We start from the raw sequence: 23,405 nt of genomic DNA on the forward strand, positions 1-23,405 counted from the left end.
TTTAGCTTACAGAACTGCTTGTGAAGCTCTAGAGGATGAGTTCAAGTAAATGTTGCACTTATTCTTGCAATTTATCAGAAGCAATCGATCATTTGTTGTCTATCATTGACAAATATAATATTAAAAATATTGGTCCACAAGTGGATGAGCTACATATTTTGAAAGAATATGTAAATACTAATAAAGAAATGAGTTTAAGAGATAAATTGACAATTTATCAAGCCCTTTTTCCACCACATGGGGGACTTTCTGATATTTACTATTGGAATAATGATGTTGAATTAAGCAAACAGACTAATGAGACTATTACCGAATTAAAAAAGGTTATTGCTAATTATTTATTGGAACGGTAACCTTTGCTGATATTAATGGATTATGTAAAGCCATTAAAATTAGAACTCGATTGATGATCTAAGATATTGATACTCCAGCTTGTTAAATATTTGGGTAATTAGTGTAGGATTTTGTGTGATAGATCTAATGTTTAAATAAAGGAGTAAGGTGTTCAATTGGAGAAAGAATTGTAAATGTTAAAAAGACAATATAAATTATTCAAGAGTATCGACGACAAAATAGCACTCACCGTCCTATATAACAGAGAAAATTATAAAATTTTAACAACCTTTATGATGACAGAAGTTACTGATTTTTATCCGGATGTTCGCGAAGCTTTGGAGAATGTTATTTCTGGGAATATGGAAGAGTACGCTTTTGATGGTAATTTATTGGGGATCGAAGTTGGAAAAGAAATAACAGAAGTTTACTTCCAATTTGAGGAAGAACTTTTAGGAGATCCTTGCTTTATTCCTACAAATGAACTGTATAAATTGGTTCTAGAGTGGAAAGAAATGGAAGAAAGAATGAAAAGAGGGGAAGACATTTTTCCAGTGACTTTAGAGGATTGATGTTGAAATAATTCCCCGAATAATGGAGAAGTGATGGACAATAAAGAAGTAAAAGATTTATTTTATAAAGTCCCTGAAGGGGTTGATTATGCAGACATATTGGAAGATGTTGATCTAGAGGATGTTCCTGAAGAAACGATTCAAAAGTTGACTTCATTATTGGACAGTGATGATGACTATATACGCTATCAAGCTTCTAGATTGTTGACCATTTGGGGAATTAGAGAAGGCTTTGATATCTTGACTCAGATGTTCAGTCGAGGGCAATTAGAGTGGATGATTTCGCATCGTCTGTATGGCTATGATGATACCAATCGGATCATATTGGATGCTCTTAAAAACTACTGGGCTACTCAGTCAGACAGTGGTAATGGCGATCAAGCGAGGAAAGATATATTTCCTTATGTCTGTCAAATTATAGATCAAGCAGGAAACAGTTATTATGATATTTCATATTTTTACTATTTAGTTGAGGATAATGGTTTTTCTGAATACATCCCCTACTTGAAACATTTCCTTTCAACCATTATGGACAAACCTGAGGATAATTATTGGCGAATTCATGATACCTTGAAGCTATTCTTAAAGGTAGAGCCTGATTATGTGACACAGTCATTAAAAGAAAAGCAAAAATCATTAAGAGATTTTGGAATCGAGGATAAAGGTGAAAGACATTAACTTTTATAAAGTAAATGATGAGTATGGTTTTATGTCCAATTTTGCTCCCTACCCTTTTTCAGATGGTAGCAAAATCTGGCCAACATCAGAGCATTATTTTCAAGCACAAAAGTTTTTAGTGCCCGAAATTCAAGAGAAAATTCGTCAGATAGCATCTCCAATGGATGCTGCCTTAGAGGGACGCAATCGTCAAAATCCCTTGAGACCAGATTGGGAAGAGATTAAAGATGAGGTGATGCTTCAGGCCCTTCGAATGAAATTTAGCCAGAATCCAGAAATAGCTAAAGAATTGATGACGACAGGAAATGCCATCATCATCGAACATACGCGAAATGATGCCTACTGGGCTGATGGGGGTGATGGCTCTGGGAAGAACAAGCTAGGCCTTCTCTTAATGCAAGTGCGGGAAGAGTTGAAAAACTCAACACTGTAACCTCTCCTCTAGCTATTCCACTTAACAGTCTGGGCTTGGCATTCCAGCCACCCAGATGGCTACAATGATCGATAAGAAGAAAACTCAAGTCAGTTGGCTTGAGTTTTTGTGTGAGGGAATATGCTATAATGAAGAAAACAGAAGGGTGTGCACGAGTAATGTCACCTAACGGGTCAACAAGGATAGTAGGAGCGACAATGATAAAATATTTGGTGCAAAAATTTCTCTGGTTTCGAGAGCGTGGATTTGTACAAATCACCCAGAAGACCTTGGTATCTCTCTTTCCATTTTACTTTTTTCAGCAATTTTTCGCGTGATTTCCCAGTCCTTCTTTTCAGATAGAGGCTATATAAATATGCTCTTTTCTGTTTCGAACTGGTTCCCGGGCTTTCAGCTCACGAGTCAAGTCTTGTCCAATCTTTCTAATTTTACAAGTGGTTTGGCTGGACCTTTAGCAACCTATTTTGCAGGGAAATATACAGCTGGACATTATGGGAGAAGTACAGGAACGGCTGGTGTGACAGCTCTTATGGTTAGTTTTCTTGTTAGCTCACAGGGATTATTGATGGGGCCTCTTCGGGATGGGCAACTATCTCACATCAATCTACCTGCGACGACCAATATTTTCCTGGCGATTTTTTTAGGTTACCTAATTGGTCAGATTTTTCGTCTTTCCAAAGCCAGTGACAACCAAATCGTCAATAAAGACTTTATTTATCAACCCAAGACTGTACGTCCGATTTTCTTGTCTCTGCTCTTAGGAGTCAGTTTAAATGGCCTCTTAGTCCTGGGCAATCAGTACCGTGTCTTTCAGACCATAGGTCAGTTTTTCAGTTCACTGACCGTGACCAGTCATCACCTCCTATCCACTTTTGTCATGGGACTCTTGAATGGCTTATCGGGTTGGGTAGGAAACAGTCAGGTTTTTGCCTTGAACTCGATAGCGGATGATAGTTTTGCCTTGGAAAATCTGACTTATGCCGTCACCAATCATACGACGACTGGCATTCCTTATCTATACACCTTGACCAATTTGTACCGCAGTTATGGCATGGTGGCAGGAGTTGGTGCCGTCCTAGCGCTTTTGGTTGCAATCTTACTGGTTTCACGAAGTCAAAAGGACAAGAAAGTTAGTTTCCTTAGTATCTTTCCAAGCCTCTTTAACAATGGCGCTCCTTTTATGGTAGGAATCCCAGTCCTCCTCAACCTGCTATATGTGATTCCCTTCTTATTGATCCCCTTGGTCAATATGGGAATTGCAGCTCTGGCTTTGTGCTTCAAACTGATGCCAGCAGCTGTCTATCCAGTGCCAGATGGGACACCAAGCATCCTTTATGCTTTTATTGGGACGGGAGGAAGCCTGAGAGCTTTAGCTGTGAGTCTCCTCTGCTTTGCCCTAGACGTAGCCCTTTATATTCCCTTTGTCCGTATGGGCAACCAAGTTCGGAAAGATTTGCTAGAAGAAGGAGGAAGCCATGAAAATCTCTAAAAAAACAGCGCTGGTCTTCACCTTGGTCTGCCTTTTCTTGATTGGCTTGGCCGTGCCTTCTTATAGCTGGACTCGAACCAATGTTTCAAAAATCGAGAAATTTTATAATTCAAAATTGTCTCCCATCATCATGATCCCGGGAAGTTCCGCGACGGAAAATCGCTTTGATGGCTTGGTGACTAAGCTCAACCAAGACCGGCAAGAAACCAAACACAGCCTGCTCAAGGTCAAGGTCTGGAATGATGGTACCATTACTTATAATGGAAGTATTGATGCCAAAGACAATGAACCGATTATCGTCATTGGTTTTGAAAACAACAAGGATGGCTACAGCAATATTAAAAAGCAAGCCAAGATGGTCAACCAAGCCTTTGAAGCCTTGCAAGAAAAATATAACTTCAATAACTTTAAGGGACTGGCCCACTCCAATGGAGGCTTGATTTATACTGCCTTTATTGAAAATTATCTAGGGGATTATGACGTGGATCTCAAGACCCTCATGACCATTGGGACCTCTTATAACTTTACCGAGACCAACATCAAAAATAAATCAGAGATGTTGGCAGACTTTATCAAGAACAGAGAAGCTATTCCGACAACTCTTCATATGTATTCAGTAGCAGGGACCATTACCTATGACTCAGATGAGTTGGTTCCGGATGCTAGTGTGTCAGCTGGTAAGTATATCTATCAAAACCAAGCAGCTAGTTATACAGAGATTACGGTGACAGGAGAGGATGCGCAACACTCAGACCTTCCGACCAATGATGAAGTGGTCGCCTTGATCAAGCAACACATTGAAAGTCAGGATCATCAAAATCGGCAGGAGCAGAAGAATCCGAATTAAATCATATATACTAAGAAGGTTTTACACAAATTATTAGGTGTAGCCTTCTTTTTTGGTATAATATAAAGAGAAAAGTACAGCTATCAAGGATGACACAAAAGGAGAAACTTATGAAACGAAAAGAGAAATTAGGAGCATTCATTCTTCTACTAGCAGGACTTATTACGGTTGGTTGTAGCAAACGTACTCCCCGACATTCTAGTCAGTTGAATAACAGCTCGGAAACATCGTCGATATCATCTTCCGGTAAAAAAGTTACTAAAAAAGAGATGAAAAAGGATTACAAGAAGTTGTACCAGCCCATATTTGAGGATTATCAAAAGATTTTGACCTCGCCAAAGGATACAGCAAGTATTGCAAGTCTCTATCAAAGTTTACAAGCAACTGAGCGTCCAATCAATAGTTGGGCAATCGAGAATGCAGTTAACCAAGCAGATGAAATGCGCTATGCCTTTGCGGATTTGAATAATGATGGGATAGAGGAACTGTTAATTGCAGACCTAAATGTGAGTGGCAAATATTTCTTAACCGGTCTTTACTATTTGCAAGCTGGGAAACCTGTCCTTTTGGCAGAAGGGTTCGTGGCAGGTCATGGTGGAGCAAGAAATGCTGCGCTTGTCTATAAAGGAGGAGAAGTTCTAGAGCTTAGCTGGTCCTCGGGAACGGGGCAAGGTTATGGGACTCTTTATCAGCTTAATGCTAAGCAAGAGCAAGCGACTATCCTCCAAGAAAAAGAGATTCACATACAAGCAAATGATATTGCTGCTGATTTTGGAAAAAATGCATCCGATCAAATTGATTTAAGAGGTCTCGAATGGCAGGAATTTGAAGTTTCTGGTCGTACAACTAAATCAGAAACACAACTAAAAGCTCCTTGGAATGCTAACAAATCGGCGAAACTCGAAGCTTTTATAAAGGACTGGGGAGAAAGACTAGGACAACCCAATTACCAAAAGGGGATCGCAGGAGGGGATGTAGGGCCTGACCACCTCTATACACTTAGGGATGATGGACCAAGTGAGAAAATGAATGCCGAGTATACGGATACAGGTCTAGGAAATGCCCAGTACCGAATTGTAGAGCGTTATAGCAATTGGGATAAATACCCGGATGTTCATAGTTACTTTTTCGCTATCACCAATGCGGGAGAACCGATCGTCTTTCATTCAGATACAACTAATGGAGGACAAATGTATCTTAAACCGACAGAAAATGCTGAACTCCAGGCAGAGTTCAAACGCTTGGTGGAAGAGGAGTAATTTTCATTATCGAGAGTTTGGTATTAGCCAAGCTCTTTTTTTAAAAAAAAATTAATATTTCGATATCGAAATAGTTGACAGATGTAATTTAGAAGATTACAATAAATTCAGAAAGTTCGATATAGAATAATAAGGAGACGAAATGAATAAGGTGTTAGGGGGCTATCAAGCTCTACAGATTCGATTGTTAAATGGGCGTATCTTTCAAAAACTTTTGAGTAAGGAACCAGATGCTCAATACCGAAGTGAACAGGGGAAAATTTTAACGATTTTGTGGAAGCAAGAGTTGGGGTGCGCTACTGCGACAGATATCGCTCTTGCAACGGGTCTAGCCAATAATACATTGACCAGTATGGTTAAGAAATTGGAAGAACAAGGCTTGGTCACGATTCAACCTTGTACACAGGATAAAAGAAAAAAATATATCTCTTTGACAGATCTCGGTTGGGCGCAAAAAGAAATTGGAGACCGTGTCAGCAAGGAACTGGGAGAGATTTTCTACCAAGGCTTTTCTGATCAAGAAATTCGAGAATTTGAAGCCTATCAGGAGCGTATAATCTCAAATCTAAAAGCTAAAGAGAATGACATCTAGGGAAAGGAAGTAACAGTTATGATTGGAATAACAGGTGTAACAGGAAAATTAGGTTCTTATGTGGCTAATCTTGTCGATAAGAAAGGAATGGTTTCCGTACACTTAGCACGAAGTCCAGAGCGTGCAAAAGTTTACGCGTCTGCAGAAATCCGTAAAATAGTGTATGCCAATACTCCAGAGGTGGTTGAGGCCTTAAAGAGTATCGATACCTTGTTGATGGTATCTGCTCGGGAAAATCCAGAGCGTGTCAAGGAGCACAAGGAGTTTTTAGATGCTGCAAAACTAGCAGGGGTGCAGCATATTGTTTATACCTCTTTTTATGGGGCAGATGAGAAGGCAACGTTCACTTTGTCTCGAGATCATGCCCAGACGGAAGCTTATATCAAGGAGTTAGGGTTCACCTATACTTTTTTGAGAGATAATTTTTACTTGGACTTCTTGATTGATATTGCACTTGAAAATGGAGAAATTCGTGGTCCGGCTGGCAGTGGCCTGGTATCAGCTGTTGCCCGTAAGGACACATCTAGGGTTGCAGCAGAGATTCTTTTAAATCCTAAGGAGTGGGAAAATCAAACCTTGAATCTGACAGGGCCAGAGGATCTTTACATGGAAGAAATCGTAGCGCTTCTCTCAAAGGAGACTGGTAAGGACATCACGTATATAGATGAATCAGTAGAAGAAGCTTATGAGTCACGAAAAAAGTGGCCAGCACAAACTTGGGAGTACGATGCCTGGGTCAGCACCTATACAGCGATTAAAGCTGGGGAACAAGCCGGAGTTTCAACAGATGTCGAAAAAGTCCTAGGGCATCCAGCAAGTAGTCTATTGGATATTCTTAGAGATAGAAGATTTATTGAGGAAGAACATGATTGAATACAAACATGTAGCCTTGCGCTACACGGATAAAAATATTTTAAAAGATGTCAATCTCCGCATTGAAAATGGAGAATTCATGGTGCTTGTGGGTCCTTCAGGATCTGGAAAGACTACCATGCTCAAGATGGTCAATCGTCTCTTGGAGCCGACTGATGGTAATATCTATATGGATGGGAAGCGCATCAAGGACTATGCTGAACGGGAGCTACGTCTCAGTACAGGCTATGTCCTTCAAGCCATTGCCCTATTTCCTAACTTGACAGTTGCGGAAAATATTGCTCTGATTCCTGAGATGAAGGGCTGGACTAAAGAACAAATCGCCTCTAAAACAGAAGAACTCTTGGCCAAGGTGGGGCTCCCTGCTGCAGAGTATGCAAATCGCATGGCTAGTGAATTATCTGGTGGGGAGCAACAGCGGATTGGCATTGTGCGGGCTATCATTGGGGAACCAAAAATTCTATTGATGGATGAGCCTTTCTCTGCTCTCGATGCTATTTCCCGTAAGCAGTTGCAGGCTCTGACTAAAAAATTGCACAAAGAGTTTGGTATGACCACCATCTTCGTTACTCATGATACGGACGAGGCCTTAAAATTAGGCGACCGGATTGCAGTGTTGCAAGAAGGAGAGATTGTGCAGGTGGCGGATTCTAAAACCATTCTAGCCCAGCCAGCCAACGACTTTGTCGCAGATTTATTTGGAGGTGCTCACCATGTCTAAACTACTTGCAACCTTTCAAGAACGCTTTGGGGACTGGCTGACTGCACTGGGGCAACATTTGCAACTGTCATTACTGACCTTGCTCCTTGCTGTTTTTCTGGCTGTCCCGCTAGCTGTTTATTTAAGTACACGCAAGAGAGCTAGCAACTGGGTCTTACAGCTAGCTGGAATCTTCCAGACCATTCCTTCCATGGCTCTTCTCGGCCTCTTCATTCCCATTATGGGCATTGGGACGCTTCCGGCCTTGACAGCTCTCGTCATCTATGCCATTTTCCCCATCCTTCAAAATACCATCACTGGTTTACAAGGGATTGATCCAAGCCTTGAAGAAGCAGGGGTCGCCTTTGGGATGACCAAGTGGGAACGACTCAAGAAGTTCGAGATTCCCTTGGCCATGCCTGTTATTATGTCTGGGATTCGGACAGCAACTGTGATGATTATCGGGACGGCTACTCTAGCTGCCTTGATTGGAGCAGGAGGACTCGGTTCCTTTATCCTTCTAGGGATTGACCGCAATAATGCCAGTCTGATTTTGATCGGTGCCCTGTCTTCTGCCTTCTTAGCCATCGCTTTTAACCTTCTTCTCAAATGGATGGAAAAGGCTAAATTGCGGACCATCTTTGCGGCCTTTGCTGTCATGGTCCTTGGATTAGGAGCTTCTTATACGCCAAGTCTTCTTCCAAAACCGAAGAAAGAAAACCTGGTCATTGCTGGAAAGTTAGGACCAGAACCCGAAATTCTAGCTAATATGTATAAGATCTTGATCGAAGAAAATACAGATATGACAGTGACCGTCAAGCCGAATTTTGGGAAGACCACCTTCCTCTATGAAGCCCTGAAAAAAGGGGACATCGCTATCTATCCAGAATTTACCGGTACTGTGACCGAAAGTCTCCTCAAGCCAGCACCACAAGTTGGTCATGATCCAGAAACGGTCTATCAAGCTGCCCGAGACGGGATCAAGCAACAAGACGACCTAGCCTTGCTCAAACCCATGGCTTATCAAAACACCTACGCTGTCGCAGTGCCTAGGAAGATTGCCCAGGAGTATGGCCTTAAGACCATTTCAGATTTGAAAAAGGTGGAAGGGCAACTCAAGGCAGGCTTTACCTTGGAGTTTAACGACCGAGAAGACGGAAACAAGGGCTTGCAGAAGGTCTATGGTCTTAATCTACAAGTCTCCACCATGGAGCCAGCCCTTCGCTACCAAGCTATCCAGTCTGGCGATATCCAGATAACAGATGCTTACTCAACAGATGCCGAGCTGGCTCGCTATGACCTGGTGGTCCTTGAAGATGACAAGCAACTCTTCCCACCTTATCAAGGGGCGCCCCTCATGAAAACTGCATTGCTCGAAAAACACCCTGAGTTGGAAGCTGTTCTCAATAAGTTGGCTGGTAAAATCACAGCAGACCAAATGAGCCAGATGAATTACCAAGTCGGAGTAGAAGGCAAGTCAGCTAATCAGGTGGCGCGTGACTTTTTGGTGAAAGAAGGGTTTATCAAAAAATAATCCGAATTTTAATTTGAAATAAGTCACTTTATTTAAGTTGTTTCAGATTGAAGATAAAATACTCAAAATAACTTTCCTTAGGTGAGTGCGGACGTCAGCGAACTTCGAAGAAGTTCCATGACTAATTATTGAGCCTAAGGTCTCAATAATTCCGAGTGCTAGAAACACTAGTGTTTCTAGCACTTTTCTCACAGAGGAAAGTTTCAGAAGATGGTCGAATAAATCTAATAAATAATATTATTTCATCTTTAAAGAAGTTATTAGATTTATATAAAAGAACAGTTTGTCTACAGTCTCAACAAACATCAGAAATGGTGTTTGTTTTTTATAGCAGTTATCTCCAATTGATTTTCTGAAGTCTTCAGGGATGTTTGATCTATTTTTTAATTCCCGAACGTTTTTAAGAAAAATTCAGAAAAATCTTGACTTCTGATGAAATCGGCGTATGATTAGTTGTGAACTGTTGAACAATCATTTTCAATAGAGTTCCTGATGTCGACTAAGGGATCTGTGAAAGGGGAGGCAGTTTAAAACAAAAATCTATAGAGCGTTGCGTCCGAAAGTCTAAACAGACACGGCTCTTTAAAAACAAAAGGAGAAGATTATGAAAACAGAACCGATTCATCGTACCAGTATGTGGAAATTTAAGTTAAGTGCTGCCACCATGACTTTGATTCCCGCTGCCGTGGGGATTAACTATGTTGCCAAAGCCTTGGCGGAGGGGTTAAAGTTGCCCGTTTGGCTGGGGTCTTTGGGAACCTTTCTTGCCAGCATGTTGGCTGGGCCGGTTGCCGGTGCCATCAGTGGTTTCACCAACAACGTGATCTATGGGCTGACCTTATCGCCAATTTCAACCGTGTATGCGATTACCAGCCTCGGAATTGGGATTGCTGTCGGAGTTTTGCACGCCAATGGGTGGTTCTCGTCAGCGCGACGAGTATTTGTTTCTGCTATTATTATTGCCATCGTTTCAGCTGTCATTTCAACGCCACTCAACGTCATCTTTTGGGGTGGTCAGACCGGTATCGCTTGGGGTGACTCATTGTTTGCGGTAATGGTCGCCAATCATGCACCAGTGTGGCTGGCCTCATTTACCGATGAGTTTGTCTTGGATATTTTGGATAAAGTCTGCGTGGCCTACCTGGCATTCTTCATCTATCGTCAGCTGCCGAAGCGGATGGTGCACTTCTTTAGCGATGATAAATGATGACTGATCAAACATTGATTTCTGTAGCGCCACGGGTCAAGCTCAAGTGGTACCAGGTGATCGATCCGATTACTAAGCTCTTGTTCATCTTGGACATGACGTTGTTGAGCTTTGCCAGTATGAATTTATTGCTTCAGGCCGGATTAATTCTTGTCGCAACACTGCTATTGTTATTTTCCAAATTGAGTTCTACCATCTTTAAGGCGCTGGGATTCAGCCTGTTTCTGATTTGCACCATGCTGATCATCCAAGGGTTATTTTACAGTCGGAATCAAACTGTGCTGTTTTCTGTGCTTGGGGTGTCGTTCTACAAAGAAGGCCTGATTTATGCCACCACTCTGGGTTGTCGAGTATTGGTGATTATTTTGACCAGTGGCTTTTTTATGGTGACCACGAGTATTTCAGAAAACGCGGCCTATTTGGAACTGTCCGGATTGTCTTATAAAACCGTCTACGTTCTGATGTCGGTGTGTTATATTTTGCCGGAAATGATGCGCAATATGCGGAAAATCCAGCAGGCACAAAAAGTTCGCGGAACCAATCCGCAAAAAACGTTGATTCAGAAATTAAAGTCAGTCCTGCCGGTTCTAATTCCATTGGTGATTAAGACCTTGGATCAATCGATGGCGCGGTCGATTTCTCTCCAACTGAGAGGTTTTGATAATCTCAACCGGACTGTCAGAACCTCCCAGCGCGTGTATCGCCTGTCGCGGACGCTGCACATTGGTCTGACTGGATTGGCAATTTTATTGATTGGGTGGAAGATATGGACGAAGATAAACGGATTGTAATTGAAAATTTGACCACCCGTTATCCGGGTACTGAGCAACCGCAACTGCGTCAGATTAACGCGGAGGTTCATACCGGCCAGGTGGTTGGGATTATCGGGAATAGCCACTCCGGCAAATCGACTTTGTGCCGTGTGCTGGCAGGGGTCATTCCCAAAATTGTGTCTGCTGAGATTGAGGGCGACTGGCACATGTTTGGCCAGCGAGTATCCGACAATTGGCCCGTTTATAATGCCATGAATGGAGTTGTACTGCAAAATCCAGCTGGCCAACTAAGCGGGTTGGCAGACACGGTTGCCGATGAAATCGCCTTTGACTTGATTAATCAGGGAATGGCTGAAGGACTGATTCAAAAACGGGTTGAAGAAGTTGCCACGCAAATGGGGCTGATTGAACAGCTGAATTTGCGTCCCGAGAGCCTTTCCGGTGGTCAGATCCAGCGGTTGGCAATTGCCACGGCGATTGCGGCTAACCCGGCTGTTTTGATTATGGATGATCCGACCAGTCAGATGGATCCCCTTGGCCGCCGACAATTTTTCCAATGGCTGGCCCAAGTCAAAGAGACGACTGTCTTCATTGTCACCAGTGAAATTGACGATTTGTGCGAAGTCGCCGACGTTGTGTGGGTGCTGCACGAGGGTCAAATGGTAGCCCAGGGCAGGCCGGGTGAGGTGTTTAATCATTTGGCAGCTGACTGGCAGATTCCAGCCCCGAAAATCCAGCAACTTGCTCAAAAAATGGATTGGCACTTGGCTGATGGCCGGTATCCGGTGAATGACGCTGATCTGAAGGAGGTTCGTTATGCCCACAATTGAACTGAACCACCTGACGTTCACTTATCCGGAACGGTCCTTTAGCTTGGATGTTGAAGACAAACACTTCGCCGATCCGATGGTGGCGATTGTCGGCCAAAATGGTGCCGGCAAATCAACGCTCTTCAAATTGTTGACGGGCTTGCTGACACCACAAACCGGTGTGATTAAGATCGATGGAGAAAATTTTAATGATCTTAAACCAGTCGAAAAGTTACTGAAGGTTGGGATTACTTTTCAGAATCCTGACGATCAGCTTTTCAACCCGACCGTTCAACGAGAGGTGGAGTGGAGTGTCGCGCAGGTCATGGATGACCACGACACGATTACGAGGCGGGCTTTAGCGGCTCTAAAAAGAGTTGGCTTGGATGATAAAACAGCTGAAAGTCCATATGACCTGTCATTGTCGGAACGCAAGCTGTTGAGCGTTGCCACAGTTTTGGCAGTGGATCCGGCGATTTATTTATTTGATGAGCCGATGATGTCGCTTGATTGGGAAAGCCGGCGCAAGTTGACCGCAATTTTCCATCAGTTGGCTGATTCGGGCCACCAAGTTGTGACCATCACCCATGACATGGATTGGGTCGCCGCCGAGTTTGAGTCGGTGTATGTTATGGAACACGGGAAGTTTGGCTTCGCCGGCAGTCCACGGGAATTGTTCAGCGATCACGAACTTGTCCAGCGAGTGGGATTACTACCACCGCGGATTATGGACATAGCGGAGTCGCTGGGTGATTCACAGACATATTTATCGGTTAATGATTATTGCCAGAAAAATCGAGATGTATAGAAAAAGTCACCTCTGCGGGTTTTCCAGGTTGAAGGATTAACTTCAGCTTCTGGCAAGAACTCACATGGGTGACTTTTGTGTTTAATAACGTTTCATGATCATCGGGTGCTTCCTCAGATAACTCGGTTTGATTTTACTTTGTTTCATGGTCATAATCATATACCATTTCTTTTGGATCTTTTGTTTGACTAATACAAAATAGGTCTTCATAGGTCTTCGCATTTTTAGCGCCCATTAGGATCATCAGTATAATTTTCTGAATTAGGAGACTGTCCCATCACTATTCGAACTTCGTCTCCCAACTTACGCTGTTCCCATTCATCCGTGAATCCTTTAAATCGCAATTCTGGAACTTTCTTTTTAACTGAATCATCTATTTTCGCCATAGTCCCCACCATTTTATTGGTTTTTCTTGTTCTTCTATCCTTTTTTGATCTTTGATTTGTTCCTGCAAATTTTCTAACTTCTCTTTAAGAGCGTTCACTTCATCTTTATATTGATTGTCTAAGTGTTTGAATTCTGTTTCCTGTGAGGGCATTTTGAGGGCTTTTAAGTTATCATTTTCCGCCTTGTATTCTTCTAGCAACTTTTTATCTTGCAAGGCTAATCGTTGTTGCTGGTCTAACAAATTAGTTAGTTTTTCTATTTGTTGGTCTTTTGTATTTGATTTGCTACTACTTTCTACTTTACCGTCATGCAACCTATTGGTCTCTTTGTTTGGATCTACCAAGCCCAGTTCAAAAAGGAAGAGCAAGAGTTTGTTGCTCGTAAGCTGGATGCGGTAGGCTGGACCAAGTACTTGTCGATCAGTGCCATTTGGTGGCGGGTATTTGGCTATATTTACCAATCAGTTGGAGCCAATCGGCCTTTCCGGGATTCCGTTACAGATGCGACCAATGGTGTCGGCCAACTCTTGATGACGGCTGTCTACCGCGAACAGTGGATTTTCTGGGCAGCGACCAATGTGTTCTCCATCTATCTTTGGTGGGGAAAAAGCCTTCAAATTCAAGGGAAATACTTCATTTACTTGATCAATAGTCTGGTTGGTTGGTACCAATGGACCAAGGCGGCCAAGAAAGGCTACTAGTAACAATCAATAAAATACAAGAGGTTGGATATTTTGATCCACCTCTTTTTGTGATATACTAGAGTAGTTTTTGAGACTTGAAAATAATGGGTTTTCTAGTTCAAATTTATAAAAAGAAAAGGAGAGAACATGGATATCTTTCTTAAGAGCATATCGGGGATCCTGGTCATTCTGGGGATGATATTAGTGGGCTTTGTCATAGGTGAAAAAGGCTGGTTTGATGACAAGTCACGTGGCTTGATCGCAAAATTAGTTACTCAAATCGCTCTGCCCTGTTATATGCTTTATACCATTACACAGCGTTTTACAGCGGCTGACCTCCTAAAAATGTTGCCAGCATTGCGGTTTCCTGCCCTTTCTATGGTCGTTTTGCTTGGAATAGCGACAGCAGTAGCCAGGATCTTTGCAGTGAGACAGGACCGCCGTGGCCTCTTTATTTCCATGTTCTTTAACTCCAATACGATTTTTGTGGGGCTCCCCATTAACCAAGCCCTCTTCGGGGATGTTAGTATTCCTTATGTTTTGATCTATTACATGTGTAATACGACCTTTTTCTGGACCTTGGGGACCTACTTGATCCAGCGGGATGGCGAAGGAGAAGCTCAGTTTGATCTCAAAATGAGTGTGAAAAAAGTCTTTTCACCTCCTCTGATGGGCTTCATCTTGGGACTAGTCATGGTGATGCTGCAGATAAAGCTCCCTGCATTTCTAGCCAGTGATTTGCAGTATCTTGGCAATTTAACAACCCCCTTATCCATGATTTTCATCGGTTTGTCGGTATCTCATGTAGGCGTGAAGCAGTTGGTGCTTGGAAAAGATCAACTTCTCATTCTACTAGGACGCTTCGTGGTTGCTCCACTCCTAATGGCGACCATTGTTTACTGGGCGCCTCTACCAAGTTTGATGAAGCAGGTCTTTATCATTCAGTCCGCCATGCCTGTGATGACCAATGCCCCAGTCGTTGCCAGACTCTACGGAGCTGATAGTGATTACGCAGCGGTCATGGTGACAGAGACGACCCTTGCTACCATGGTGGTCATTCCGATACTCATGGTGTTGATGGCTTGATCGTTTTAAAAAAAGTGAAGCAAAAGTCTTGCTTTTCTTTTTATTTGTGTTATACTTGTTCTTGTATTAGATACAAGTTATTTAAAGGAGTTTATATGGATACAAAATTTTCAGTAGCCTTACATATCCTAACCATGATTAGTGAGAGCAAGGATACCTTAAGTTCTCAAGCACTAGCAACTAGCGTTGGCACTAATGCGAGTTACATTCGAAAGGTAATCGCCTTATTGAAAAATGCTGGACTAATCCAGTCTCATCAAGGAAAAACGGGCTACCAACTTAGTAAATCGCCAAAGGACATCACCTTACTTAACATTTATTTTGCCACACAAGAAGTCAGCCACATCAGCTTATTTCCTGTTCACCAAAATAGCAATCCTGATTGTCCCGTTGGAAAACATATCCAAGGAGCCGTTTCACCACTATTTGCTAGTGCTGAAGCTCAACTTGAGAAGGAACTAGCTCAGCAAACCTTAGAAGATGTCATTAACAATCTTTATAAAGATGCCAAACAAAAACGAAACTGATTTGCATGCAGATCAGTTTTAAAAAGACCAGACTTGTATCTCTATCGGATACAACAAAAATAGAAAAGAGAAGACAATGAAAGCCGCACAACATACTATTTATAACAAAAAGAATATCACACTGAACATCACAGAAATCGCAAAACCAAGTATCACAGACAAAGAAGTTTTGGTCAAAGTCGCCGCTGCTGGTGTTAATCCTCTGGATAACATGATTTCCCGAGGAGAAGTCAAGATGATCGTCCCTTACAAACTCCCACAAACTGCGGGAAATGAAGTGGTCGGTATCATTGAAGAGACCGGTAGACAAGTCAAAAATCTCAAAGTTGGAGACCGTATCTTTGGGCGTCTCCCACTTGATCATATTGGCGCCTTTGCTGAATATGTAGCTGTCGATAGCCAAGCCTTAGCCAAGGTTCCAGACTATCTTTCAGATGAGGAAGCGGCTGCTGTTCCTTTGACTGCCTTGACTATCATGCAAGCCCTAGAACTCATGGGAGCTCAAGCTGGCAAGACGATCTTTATCTCTGGTGGTACAGGCGGTGTCGGTGGCATGGCTATTCCAATCGCTAAAGCCAAAGGTTTGAAGGTTATTACCAATGGGGCTGGAGATAGTGCTGAGCGTGTATTAAACTTAGGAGCAGACCGCTTTATCGATTACAAAACAGAGGATTATACAAAAACTGTTAGCCAGGTTGATTATGTCCTTGATACTCTTGGGGGCGCTGAGACTGAAAAACAAATGTCTATCATGAAAAAAGGTGGTCAACTTGTTTCCCTCCGTGCGATACCAAATGGTGACTTTGCCAAACGCATGAACCTGCCAAAATGGAAACAGATGATTCTTGGACTAGCCGGTCGCAAATTTGATAAGATGGCTGACAAATACGGCGTTCACTACCATTTTATCTTTGTGGAAAGCAATGGCGCTCAATTACAAGAGGTAGCTGACCTCTTTAGCAAACTCGAAATCAAACCCTCTATCGATACAGTCTATCCATTTGAAGAAGTGAATAGCGCCTTAGACAAGGTCGCTAATGGTCGCTCGCGTGGAAAAACAGTCCTCAGCTTTAAGAAATAAAAAGGAAAAGACAATGTCATATCTTACAACTAAAACTCAATACATCACTGTCCAAGGAAATCAAATCGCCTATCGCGAACTCAGCAAAGGCAAATCAAAACTGCCTCTTCTGATGCTGGTCCATTTGGCAGCAACCCTCGACAACTGGGATCCAAAACTCTTGGACTTGATTGCTGAAAAACACCATGTGATTGTAGTCGACCTTCCTGGTGTGGGAGCTAGTCAAGGAAAAGTGGCCCCAACCATTCCTGGAATGGCTGAGCAGACGATTGCCTTTGTAAAAGCCCTTGGTTACGATAAGATTAATCTTCTTGGTCTTTCTATGGGGGGTATGATTGCCCAAGAAATCAACCGAATCAAGCCTGACTTGGTCAACTGTCTCATCTTGGTAGGAACAGGACCTCGAGGAGGAAAAGAGGTCGATAAGGTTACAGGGAAAACATTTAACTATATGTTTAAAGCTGGACTCGAGCGCATCGATCCTAAACGCTATATCTTCTATAACCATGATGAACAAGGAAAAATCGAAGCCTTGAAAGTTCTCGGACGAATGGGAATGCGAACCAAGGAATTTGAGGACAAAGACATGAGTGTGCCTGGTTTCTTGACGCAACTCAAAGCTATTAAACGTTGGGGGAAAGATTCTCAAGACGACCTAAGATTTATCAATCAACCAACCTTAATCGTCAACGGGGACAGGGATATGCAGGTTCCAACGGAAAATTCTTATGACATGCATGAGAAAATAAAAGATAGTAAGCTGATCATTTATCCAAATGCTGGTCACGGTTCGATCTTCCAATATGCAGACGAATTTTCAAAAGAATTACTAGCTTTCTTGGAGGACTAATATGGTCAAAACCATTCTAATAACAGGTGCTACTGACGGTATTGGTAAACATTTGGCAAAGAAATTGGCCAGTGAAGGCCATCAGGTCATTCTTCATGGTCGCAATCCTCAAAAACTGGAATTGGCGCTTCAAGAGGTTCGGGCCGTTTCCCTGAGAGGCAGAGTTTCGAGCTACTTGGCAGATTTTTCAAAATTAGATGATGTTTATCGCTTTGTGGAGGAAATCAAGCGAGACTTTCAAAGTATTGATGTCTTGTTTAACAATGCAGGACTGTATGCAGGAAAAGAACGAAAAGCGAGTGCTGAAAATGTCGAGTTGACTTTTATGTTATCCGTTCTCGTTCCCTATCTGTTAACAACTGAGCTAAGCCCCTTGTTAGAAAAATCGGCTGACGGTCGTGTCATTAATACCTCTTCCTATATGCATCATTTTGCCAAGGTCAAGGATTTGGACTTTGGATTTGAGAACAACTATAACCCGGGATTGGCCTATAATAATTCCAAACTCTATACCATTTGGATGACACGCTATCTAGCAAGAGATTTCTTTTTAAAAGGTTCAAATATCACTATTAATGCCTATCATCCCGGCTTGATTTCAACCAACTTAGGGAATAATTCTAGTGATGAAAAGACGAAAAAGTCCCTCTTTGGACGCCTGATAAAATCTCTCTCGAAAGATCTAGATCAGGGAATCGAAACAGGTTATTATCTCACCTTATCAGAGGAAGTCAGGGGCTTGACTGGCTACTATTTTGATGAAAAGAAAGTCAAGTCGGTATCTGAAAAAGGCTACTCATTTGAAAAAACACAGAAATTAACGGATTACTGCCAAGAAAAGATTAAACTGTTTAAAGAAAAGCAGGATTTTTAATTCTTTATTGATTTCGTAACTACCAAAAAACTCAAGTTTTCATTGATAAAACTTGAGTTTTTCTTAGATGAGGGCTAACAAAATGGTAAGAATCAGAGCGATTCCTATCCGAATGACATGGTGGGCTGGATTGTAGTTTTCTTTGTGCTTGCCATTCCAATAGGCTCCGTAGCAAATCAACCCACAGCCAATCAGCCAAAGAGATAGTGCGACAATCGGCAAAAGGAAGTAGAGGATGAGAGAGAAGGTCGCAAGGCCACTTCCGATGAGGAGAAATGTATTTCCTAGAGTGTGATTCCCTTTTTTAACTTCAGTAAGAGAAGCCAATAAGTGAAGAAGGGCAAAAGCAAGGGCTAAAAAGATGGTGAAAATACCAAGAAGAATGGGGAGGAGCATATGATTACCTTTCTAACTAGAATAATAATATATTTTTATTTAGTTGTCATTTCCATGACGTCTAAATAAAAGCTAACAACTTCTTGCTCGTTATAAGATTTTCCTTTTTTCAACCACCAGGTCAAGGTTTCAATGAAGTTGGTGATGACAAAGTGTTTGAGGTAAGAAGTGGGGATCCTAGGATGGGATGTTTTTAAATCATCCGCCACCATCGGAAAGACATGGGTTTCTAATTCCTTATGGAGCTGACGGAGGAAGTAGTCATTTTTTGATAGGAGAAGGCTGGTTACATGATCTTTGTTTTTCCTGAAATGGAAAAAAATATGAGCCAAGTAATCTTCTGCCGAGACATGAGCTTCACGTTCAAACAAATGATGAAAGAGATAATGGCAGAGTTCGTCTAGCAAGAGTTCCTTGCTCGGGTAGTGGCTGTAAAAAGTAGAGCGACCAACATCCGCTAGGTCGATGATATCTTGGACAGTAGTTGCTTCGTAGCCTTTCTCATTCAATAGCTGTAAGAAGGCTGTATAGATGGATTTTTTTGTTTTGGTGATGCGACGGTCAATCTTTGTCATATAGACACTTTGAACAAAGTGTTCAGTATCTTACAAACTGAACAGAATGCTCCTATCCTTTCTTTCCATTGTAGGAGATAATAATAGTAAGGGAATGATTCTATTCCAATTATACCATATACCAGAGGAGGTCAAAAATTGAGTTCTAAATGTGCCGTTTGGCTAGCCTTTCTCTTAAATTTTAGCTTTGCCATTATCGAATTTATCTTTGGTGGACTCTTTGGCTCCAGTGCAATCTTAGCGGATGCCGTCCATGACTTGGGAGATGCTTTGGCTATTGGCATTTCTGCTTTTCTAGAAAGTATTTCCAATCGGGAGGAGGACAGTCGCTATACCCTAGGCTACAAGCGTTTTAGCCTCTTAGGCGCCATTCTGACGGCAGTCATCCTCATTACAGGCTCCACTCTCGTTATTTTAGAAAATATCAGCAAATTCATTGAGCCACAACCAGTGGATCATGAGGGAATGCTTTGGTTGGGAATGATTGCTATCAGTGTCAATGTGCTGGCGAGTCTGGTCATTCGCAAGGGGCAAACTAAGAATGAATCCATTCTCAGCCTGCATTTTTTGGAAGATACCTTAGGTTGGTTGGCTGTCATCTTGATGGCCATTGTCCTCCGATTTACTGACTGGTATATCCTAGATCCCCTCTTGTCTCTTGCTATTTCCTTCTTTATTCTGTCCAAAGCCATTCCACGTTTTTGGAGCACGCTCAAGATTTTCCTGGATGCTGTGCCAGAAGGGGTAGATATCAAGCAAGTTAAGAATGATTTAGAGCAGTTGGACCATGTCGCTAGTATCAATCAGCTTAATCTTTGGACCATGGATGGACTAGAGAAAAATGCTATTGTCCATGTTTGTCTCAAGCGAATGGAGCAGATGGAAGTCTGCAAAGAAGCGATCCGTGCCTTGCTCAAAGAGCGGGGCTTTCAAAATGTTACCATCGAAGTGGATGAAGACCTAGCAACTCACCGCTCCCATAAGCGAAATATCGAAGAGCTGGAAGCCAGTCAAAGTCATGGACATGATCACCATCACCATCATTAATGGAAATCGATTATTCCTTTGTTGAGGATATTTTAGAAATCATCGATTTAATATATTGACTCCCAATTCAAATTGTGATAGACTACTCATATTTATGAAAGGATCGAGTATATGTTACAACTACAACGTATTTCAAAAGTGTATTATACGGGGAATCAAGAGTTTCATGCTTTGAAGGATATCTCAATTCGTTTCCGTGAAAATGAGTTCGTCTCGATTCTCGGACAATCGGGTTCAGGGAAAACCACCCTCTTAAATATCATCGGTGGACTCGACCAATACACATCGGGTGATTTACTCATCCAAGGAAAATCAACCAAGCAATTTAAAGACCGCGATTGGGATAGCTACAGAAACCACACCATCGGATTCGTCTTCCAATCCTATAATCTGATTGGTCACCAAACGGCACTCTCAAACGTCGAGATTGCGATGACGCTCTCTGGCGTTTCTAAATCGGAACGCAAGAAGCGTGCCATCGAAGCACTTGAACGCGTTGGCCTAAAAGATCATTTATATAAGAAACCAAGCCAAATGTCTGGCGGACAAATGCAACGGATTGCGATTGCGCGTGCTCTTGTCAATAATCCTAAAGTCGTTTTAGCTGATGAGCCAACAGGAGCGCTCGATTCTGAGACTTCTGTTCAAATCATGGAGTTATTAAAAGACATCGCCAAGGAACGTCTAGTGATCATGGTGACGCATAATCCAGAACTGGCGAAAACCTACTCCACTCGTATCGTACAAGTATTAGATGGAAATATCTTAAGCGACTCGAATCCATACGAACCAACCGAAGAACCCAAACAAGGGGACATTCAGTTTACAAAGACAAAGATGAGCTTTCTGACGGCTTTGGCCCTTTCGTTTAATAACCTATTGACGAAGAAAGGCCGGACATTTCTGACTGCCTTTGCTGGTTCCATCGGGATTATCGGGATTGCCCTGATCTTGGCCCTCTCAAATGGTGTGAGCGACTATGTGAAAAAGGTACAAGAAGACACTCTCGTCTCTTTGCCATTGACGATTAGCGAGCAGAACCAGAGTAATCTGATGGCAACCTCTCCAGACTTGAGTGAAAAGCCTTATAGGGATAAAAACGAACTCGGTGTCAATACGCTTTTAACGAATCTATTGAAAAAACAAATAGGGAAAAATGACCTCGCGTCCTTCAAAACCTACTTGGATAAACACGCTTCAGAAGTCACACACCTTACAAAAGACATTCGTTACCAATACAATTTACAACCCTATATTTACGCCAGTGACACATCGGGCGGTCCAAAGAGTATTCTTCCGTCTAACCTCGCGGACGAAGTCGATACGGCCAACCAAACAATTAAAGGCTATTTGCAAAACATCGACTACTGGAGCCAACTGTCTAGCGACCAGGAGATGCTGAATGCGCAATATGATGTGCTAGAAGGTCGCCTTCCGAAGGATAAATCTGAAATCGTCCTGATCGTGGATGAAGAGAACCAAATCAGTGACCTCCTCCTTTATAGCTTACGCATCAAAGACCCTAGCGAATTAAACGATGCGAAGAAACTGGATGAACTCAAATCCCAAACCTATCAGTATAGGGATTTCATTGGAAAAACTTTCAAAGCTGTTGTCAACACGAATCGCTTCGTCAAAGAAAACAACCAATGGATGAATAAAATTGACGACGAAGCCTATATGAAGACGCAAATCGAGAATGGCCTCGAGCTTAAAATTGTCGGCGTTCTTCGTCAAAAAGAAGGCACCAGTTCTGGGGTGAACTCTCCTTCTGGTGGGGTGGCTTATACAAGCGCCCTTATCGATTACACTTCTGAACAAATTCAAAACAGTGACATCGTGAAGGAGCAAGAAGCTAACCCAACTATCAATGTATTTACTGGAAAAGAATTTGCCAAAGATCCAAAACCATTCAATTCGGCTGATTTAACCGAAGAAGAAAAAATCCAGTTGGTCAAATTGACGCCTGAACAACAAGCACAATATATCCAACAATACAACGAAAACTCGGCTGCCACTTACGAGGAAAATCTCGCGAAATTGGGTGTCATCGACAAATCCAAACCGGCTGCCATCGAGTTCTACACCTCTTCCTTCCAACAAAAACAAGAGTTGAAGGACTTCATCAACGCTTATAACACGGCGAAAAAAGACGCTGGCGAAGACGACAAAGTGCTCGCCTACTCCGACGATATTCAAACCATCATGTCTTCGATTACGACGATGGTGGGCGTGATTACAACCGTACTCGTTGGTTTCGTAGCCATCTCGCTCATCGTATCATCGATTATGATTGCAATTATTACCTACATCTCGGTTCTCGAACGTACAAAAGAAATCGGAATCTTACGTGCAATGGGGGCTTCGAAGAAAGACATCCGTCGTATCTTCACGGCCGAAACAGCCATCGAAGGATTTATTTCCGGAGTGCTCGGTATCGGAATTACACTCCTTGCAACACTTCCAATCAATGCCGTCGTTGCGAAAATGACCAACGTGGAAAACGTGGCGCAGTTACCATGGGAAGCAGCGCTCATCCTGATCGGTATCTCCATTGTCCTTACCATGTTAGCTGGTCTCATCCCTTCACGCATCGCCGCAAAGAAAGACCCAGTGGAATCTTTACGTAGCGAATAAAAGCTGTAAACAATAAAGTGGATAGAAGAATGTTTCTTTATCCACTTTTTCTATTGTGCAGAAATTCTTAGAAAGGGATTCAAACCTTCTCTCCTTACATGAAAGATGGTCATTTCAAATAGATGTTGTTTTCAAAGAATAATACAGTATCGGATTGGACATAAAAAGATATTTGTTCCACTTTCTTTGAATGATTTCTTTTAATAGCTTGTGTATTTACCTAGAAAATTAGTTGCTTCTTCCAAATGATTTATAAAAGAGTTTCCTAAAGAAATCCTTTGATTCTGTCAATAATTTTGTGTAAACACTCAAGTAAAGTTGCGGAGTGTTAATCAAATAAGCTTTCAAGTGTGTCA

At 42.2% G+C, this 23,405-nt stretch carries 24 protein-coding genes and 3 pseudogenes; 23 read left to right on the plus strand and 4 right to left on the minus strand.

The window, feature by feature from the left end:
- Window positions 1-35 precede the first annotated feature (35 nt).
- The 15 genes and pseudogenes from K1J10_RS07120 to K1J10_RS07190 all read left to right on the plus strand — a co-directional run bounded on the left by K1J10_RS07120 (window position 36) and on the right by K1J10_RS07190 (window position 12,907).
- Window positions 36-353, plus strand: a complete 318-nt coding sequence (locus K1J10_RS07120) for an ABC transporter (RefSeq protein ID WP_223356404.1) — start codon at window positions 36-38, stop codon at window positions 351-353.
- 174 nt (window positions 354-527) lie between these two features.
- A complete protein-coding gene (locus K1J10_RS07125) occupies window positions 528-905 on the plus strand; it encodes a hypothetical protein (protein ID WP_223356407.1) in 378 nt (125 codons plus the stop codon).
- 33 nt (window positions 906-938) lie between these two features.
- On the plus strand, window positions 939-1,583 hold the full coding sequence (locus K1J10_RS07130; RefSeq protein ID WP_223356409.1) for a hypothetical protein: 645 nt from the start codon (window positions 939-941) through the stop codon (window positions 1,581-1,583).
- Window positions 1,570-2,016 carry an NADAR family protein gene (locus K1J10_RS07135; RefSeq protein WP_223356411.1) on the plus strand — a complete coding sequence of 149 codons (447 nt, stop codon included), beginning with the start codon at window positions 1,570-1,572 and terminating at the stop codon, window positions 2,014-2,016. The genes K1J10_RS07130 and K1J10_RS07135 overlap by 14 nt, the downstream gene beginning before the upstream one ends.
- A gap of 197 nt (window positions 2,017-2,213) precedes the next feature.
- Window positions 2,214-3,505, plus strand: a pseudogene (locus K1J10_RS07140) (PTS transporter subunit EIIC).
- On the plus strand, window positions 3,492-4,352 hold the full coding sequence (locus K1J10_RS07145) for an alpha/beta hydrolase (protein WP_223356413.1): 861 nt from the start codon (window positions 3,492-3,494) through the stop codon (window positions 4,350-4,352). The pseudogene K1J10_RS07140 and the gene K1J10_RS07145 overlap by 14 nt, the downstream one beginning before the upstream one ends.
- Before the next feature lie 110 nt (window positions 4,353-4,462).
- Window positions 4,463-5,611, plus strand: a complete 1,149-nt coding sequence (locus K1J10_RS07150) for a DUF4767 domain-containing protein (protein ID WP_223356416.1) — start codon at window positions 4,463-4,465, stop codon at window positions 5,609-5,611.
- Between the two features lie 142 nt (window positions 5,612-5,753).
- Window positions 5,754-6,203 carry a MarR family winged helix-turn-helix transcriptional regulator gene (locus tag K1J10_RS07155; protein ID WP_195324091.1) on the plus strand — a complete coding sequence of 150 codons (450 nt, stop codon included), beginning with the start codon at window positions 5,754-5,756 and terminating at the stop codon, window positions 6,201-6,203.
- An 18-nt stretch (window positions 6,204-6,221) separates the two neighbouring features.
- A complete protein-coding gene (locus K1J10_RS07160; RefSeq protein WP_223356419.1) occupies window positions 6,222-7,076 on the plus strand; it encodes an SDR family oxidoreductase in 855 nt (284 codons plus the stop codon).
- Window positions 7,069-7,797 carry an ATP-binding cassette domain-containing protein gene (locus K1J10_RS07165; protein WP_223356420.1) on the plus strand — a complete coding sequence of 243 codons (729 nt, stop codon included), beginning with the start codon at window positions 7,069-7,071 and terminating at the stop codon, window positions 7,795-7,797. Before K1J10_RS07160 ends, K1J10_RS07165 begins: the two co-directional genes overlap by 8 nt.
- Complete coding sequence (locus tag K1J10_RS07170) at window positions 7,790-9,310, plus strand: ABC transporter permease/substrate-binding protein (RefSeq protein WP_223356422.1); 1,521 nt, start codon at window positions 7,790-7,792, stop codon at window positions 9,308-9,310. The genes K1J10_RS07165 and K1J10_RS07170 overlap by 8 nt, the downstream gene beginning before the upstream one ends.
- A 604-nt stretch (window positions 9,311-9,914) precedes the next feature.
- A complete protein-coding gene (locus K1J10_RS07175) occupies window positions 9,915-10,517 on the plus strand; it encodes an ECF transporter S component (RefSeq protein ID WP_223356424.1) in 603 nt (200 codons plus the stop codon).
- Window positions 10,517-11,308 carry an energy-coupling factor transporter transmembrane component T gene (locus K1J10_RS07180; protein ID WP_223356426.1) on the plus strand — a complete coding sequence of 264 codons (792 nt, stop codon included), beginning with the start codon at window positions 10,517-10,519 and terminating at the stop codon, window positions 11,306-11,308. The genes K1J10_RS07175 and K1J10_RS07180 overlap by 1 nt, the downstream gene beginning before the upstream one ends.
- The gene (locus tag K1J10_RS07185; RefSeq protein ID WP_223356427.1) at window positions 11,284-12,120 is read left to right on the plus strand and encodes an ABC transporter ATP-binding protein; all 837 of its coding nucleotides are present in this window, start codon (window positions 11,284-11,286) and stop codon (window positions 12,118-12,120) included. The genes K1J10_RS07180 and K1J10_RS07185 overlap by 25 nt, the downstream gene beginning before the upstream one ends.
- The gene (locus tag K1J10_RS07190) at window positions 12,107-12,907 is read left to right on the plus strand and encodes an energy-coupling factor ABC transporter ATP-binding protein (protein ID WP_049527185.1); all 801 of its coding nucleotides are present in this window, start codon (window positions 12,107-12,109) and stop codon (window positions 12,905-12,907) included. The genes K1J10_RS07185 and K1J10_RS07190 overlap by 14 nt, the downstream gene beginning before the upstream one ends.
- A gap of 224 nt (window positions 12,908-13,131) precedes the next feature.
- Here the strand turns inward: K1J10_RS07190 and K1J10_RS07195 are convergent, their stop codons facing one another.
- Window positions 13,132-13,293, minus strand: a complete 162-nt coding sequence (locus K1J10_RS07195; RefSeq protein ID WP_001062367.1) for a hypothetical protein — start codon at window positions 13,291-13,293, stop codon at window positions 13,132-13,134.
- Window positions 13,281-13,547: pseudogene (locus K1J10_RS07200) on the minus strand (hypothetical protein); the annotation flags it as partial. The pseudogene K1J10_RS07200 and the gene K1J10_RS07195, both read right to left, overlap by 13 nt.
- A gap of 33 nt (window positions 13,548-13,580) precedes the next feature.
- On the opposite strand from K1J10_RS07200, the pseudogene pnuC reads away from it, so the two are divergent.
- The 6 genes and pseudogenes from pnuC to K1J10_RS07230 form a co-directional block, all read left to right on the plus strand.
- Window positions 13,581-13,994 (plus strand): annotated as a pseudogene (pnuC, locus tag K1J10_RS07205) (nicotinamide riboside transporter PnuC); the annotation flags it as partial.
- Window positions 13,995-14,123: 129 nt separating this feature from the next.
- Entirely contained in the window at window positions 14,124-15,062 is a 939-nt protein-coding gene (locus K1J10_RS07210; protein ID WP_223356430.1) for an AEC family transporter, read from the plus strand.
- Between the two features lie 95 nt (window positions 15,063-15,157).
- Entirely contained in the window at window positions 15,158-15,589 is a 432-nt protein-coding gene (locus K1J10_RS07215) for an Rrf2 family transcriptional regulator (RefSeq protein ID WP_223356432.1), read from the plus strand.
- 76 nt (window positions 15,590-15,665) lie between these two features.
- Entirely contained in the window at window positions 15,666-16,670 is a 1,005-nt protein-coding gene (locus tag K1J10_RS07220) for an NADP-dependent oxidoreductase (RefSeq protein WP_223356434.1), read from the plus strand.
- Between the two features lie 13 nt (window positions 16,671-16,683).
- Window positions 16,684-17,520, plus strand: a complete 837-nt coding sequence (locus K1J10_RS07225; protein WP_223356443.1) for an alpha/beta fold hydrolase — start codon at window positions 16,684-16,686, stop codon at window positions 17,518-17,520.
- A gap of 1 nt (window position 17,521) precedes the next feature.
- Window positions 17,522-18,394, plus strand: coding sequence for an SDR family NAD(P)-dependent oxidoreductase (locus K1J10_RS07230; RefSeq protein WP_223356445.1), 873 nt, complete (start codon window positions 17,522-17,524; stop codon window positions 18,392-18,394).
- A gap of 63 nt (window positions 18,395-18,457) precedes the next feature.
- Here K1J10_RS07230 and K1J10_RS07235 read toward each other — a convergent pair whose 3' ends face one another.
- Both K1J10_RS07235 and K1J10_RS07240 read right to left on the minus strand, forming a co-directional pair.
- Complete coding sequence (locus tag K1J10_RS07235) at window positions 18,458-18,790, minus strand: glucuronide permease (RefSeq protein ID WP_223356447.1); 333 nt, start codon at window positions 18,788-18,790, stop codon at window positions 18,458-18,460.
- A 35-nt stretch (window positions 18,791-18,825) separates the two neighbouring features.
- Window positions 18,826-19,365 (minus strand): TetR/AcrR family transcriptional regulator, encoded by a 540-nt coding sequence (locus K1J10_RS07240; protein WP_223356449.1) that lies wholly within the window; start codon window positions 19,363-19,365, stop codon window positions 18,826-18,828.
- A gap of 138 nt (window positions 19,366-19,503) precedes the next feature.
- Between K1J10_RS07240 and K1J10_RS07245 the strand changes: the two genes are divergently transcribed.
- Together K1J10_RS07245 and K1J10_RS07250 are read left to right on the plus strand one after the other, a co-directional pair.
- The gene (locus K1J10_RS07245) at window positions 19,504-20,412 is read left to right on the plus strand and encodes a cation diffusion facilitator family transporter (RefSeq protein WP_223356451.1); all 909 of its coding nucleotides are present in this window, start codon (window positions 19,504-19,506) and stop codon (window positions 20,410-20,412) included.
- Window positions 20,413-20,523: 111 nt separating this feature from the next.
- Entirely contained in the window at window positions 20,524-23,049 is a 2,526-nt protein-coding gene (locus K1J10_RS07250; RefSeq protein WP_223356453.1) for an ABC transporter ATP-binding protein/permease, read from the plus strand.
- The last annotated feature ends 356 nt before the right edge of the window (window positions 23,050-23,405 follow it).

The organism is Streptococcus australis (assembly GCF_019930045.1).
Classification (GTDB): domain Bacteria; phylum Bacillota; class Bacilli; order Lactobacillales; family Streptococcaceae; genus Streptococcus; species Streptococcus australis_D.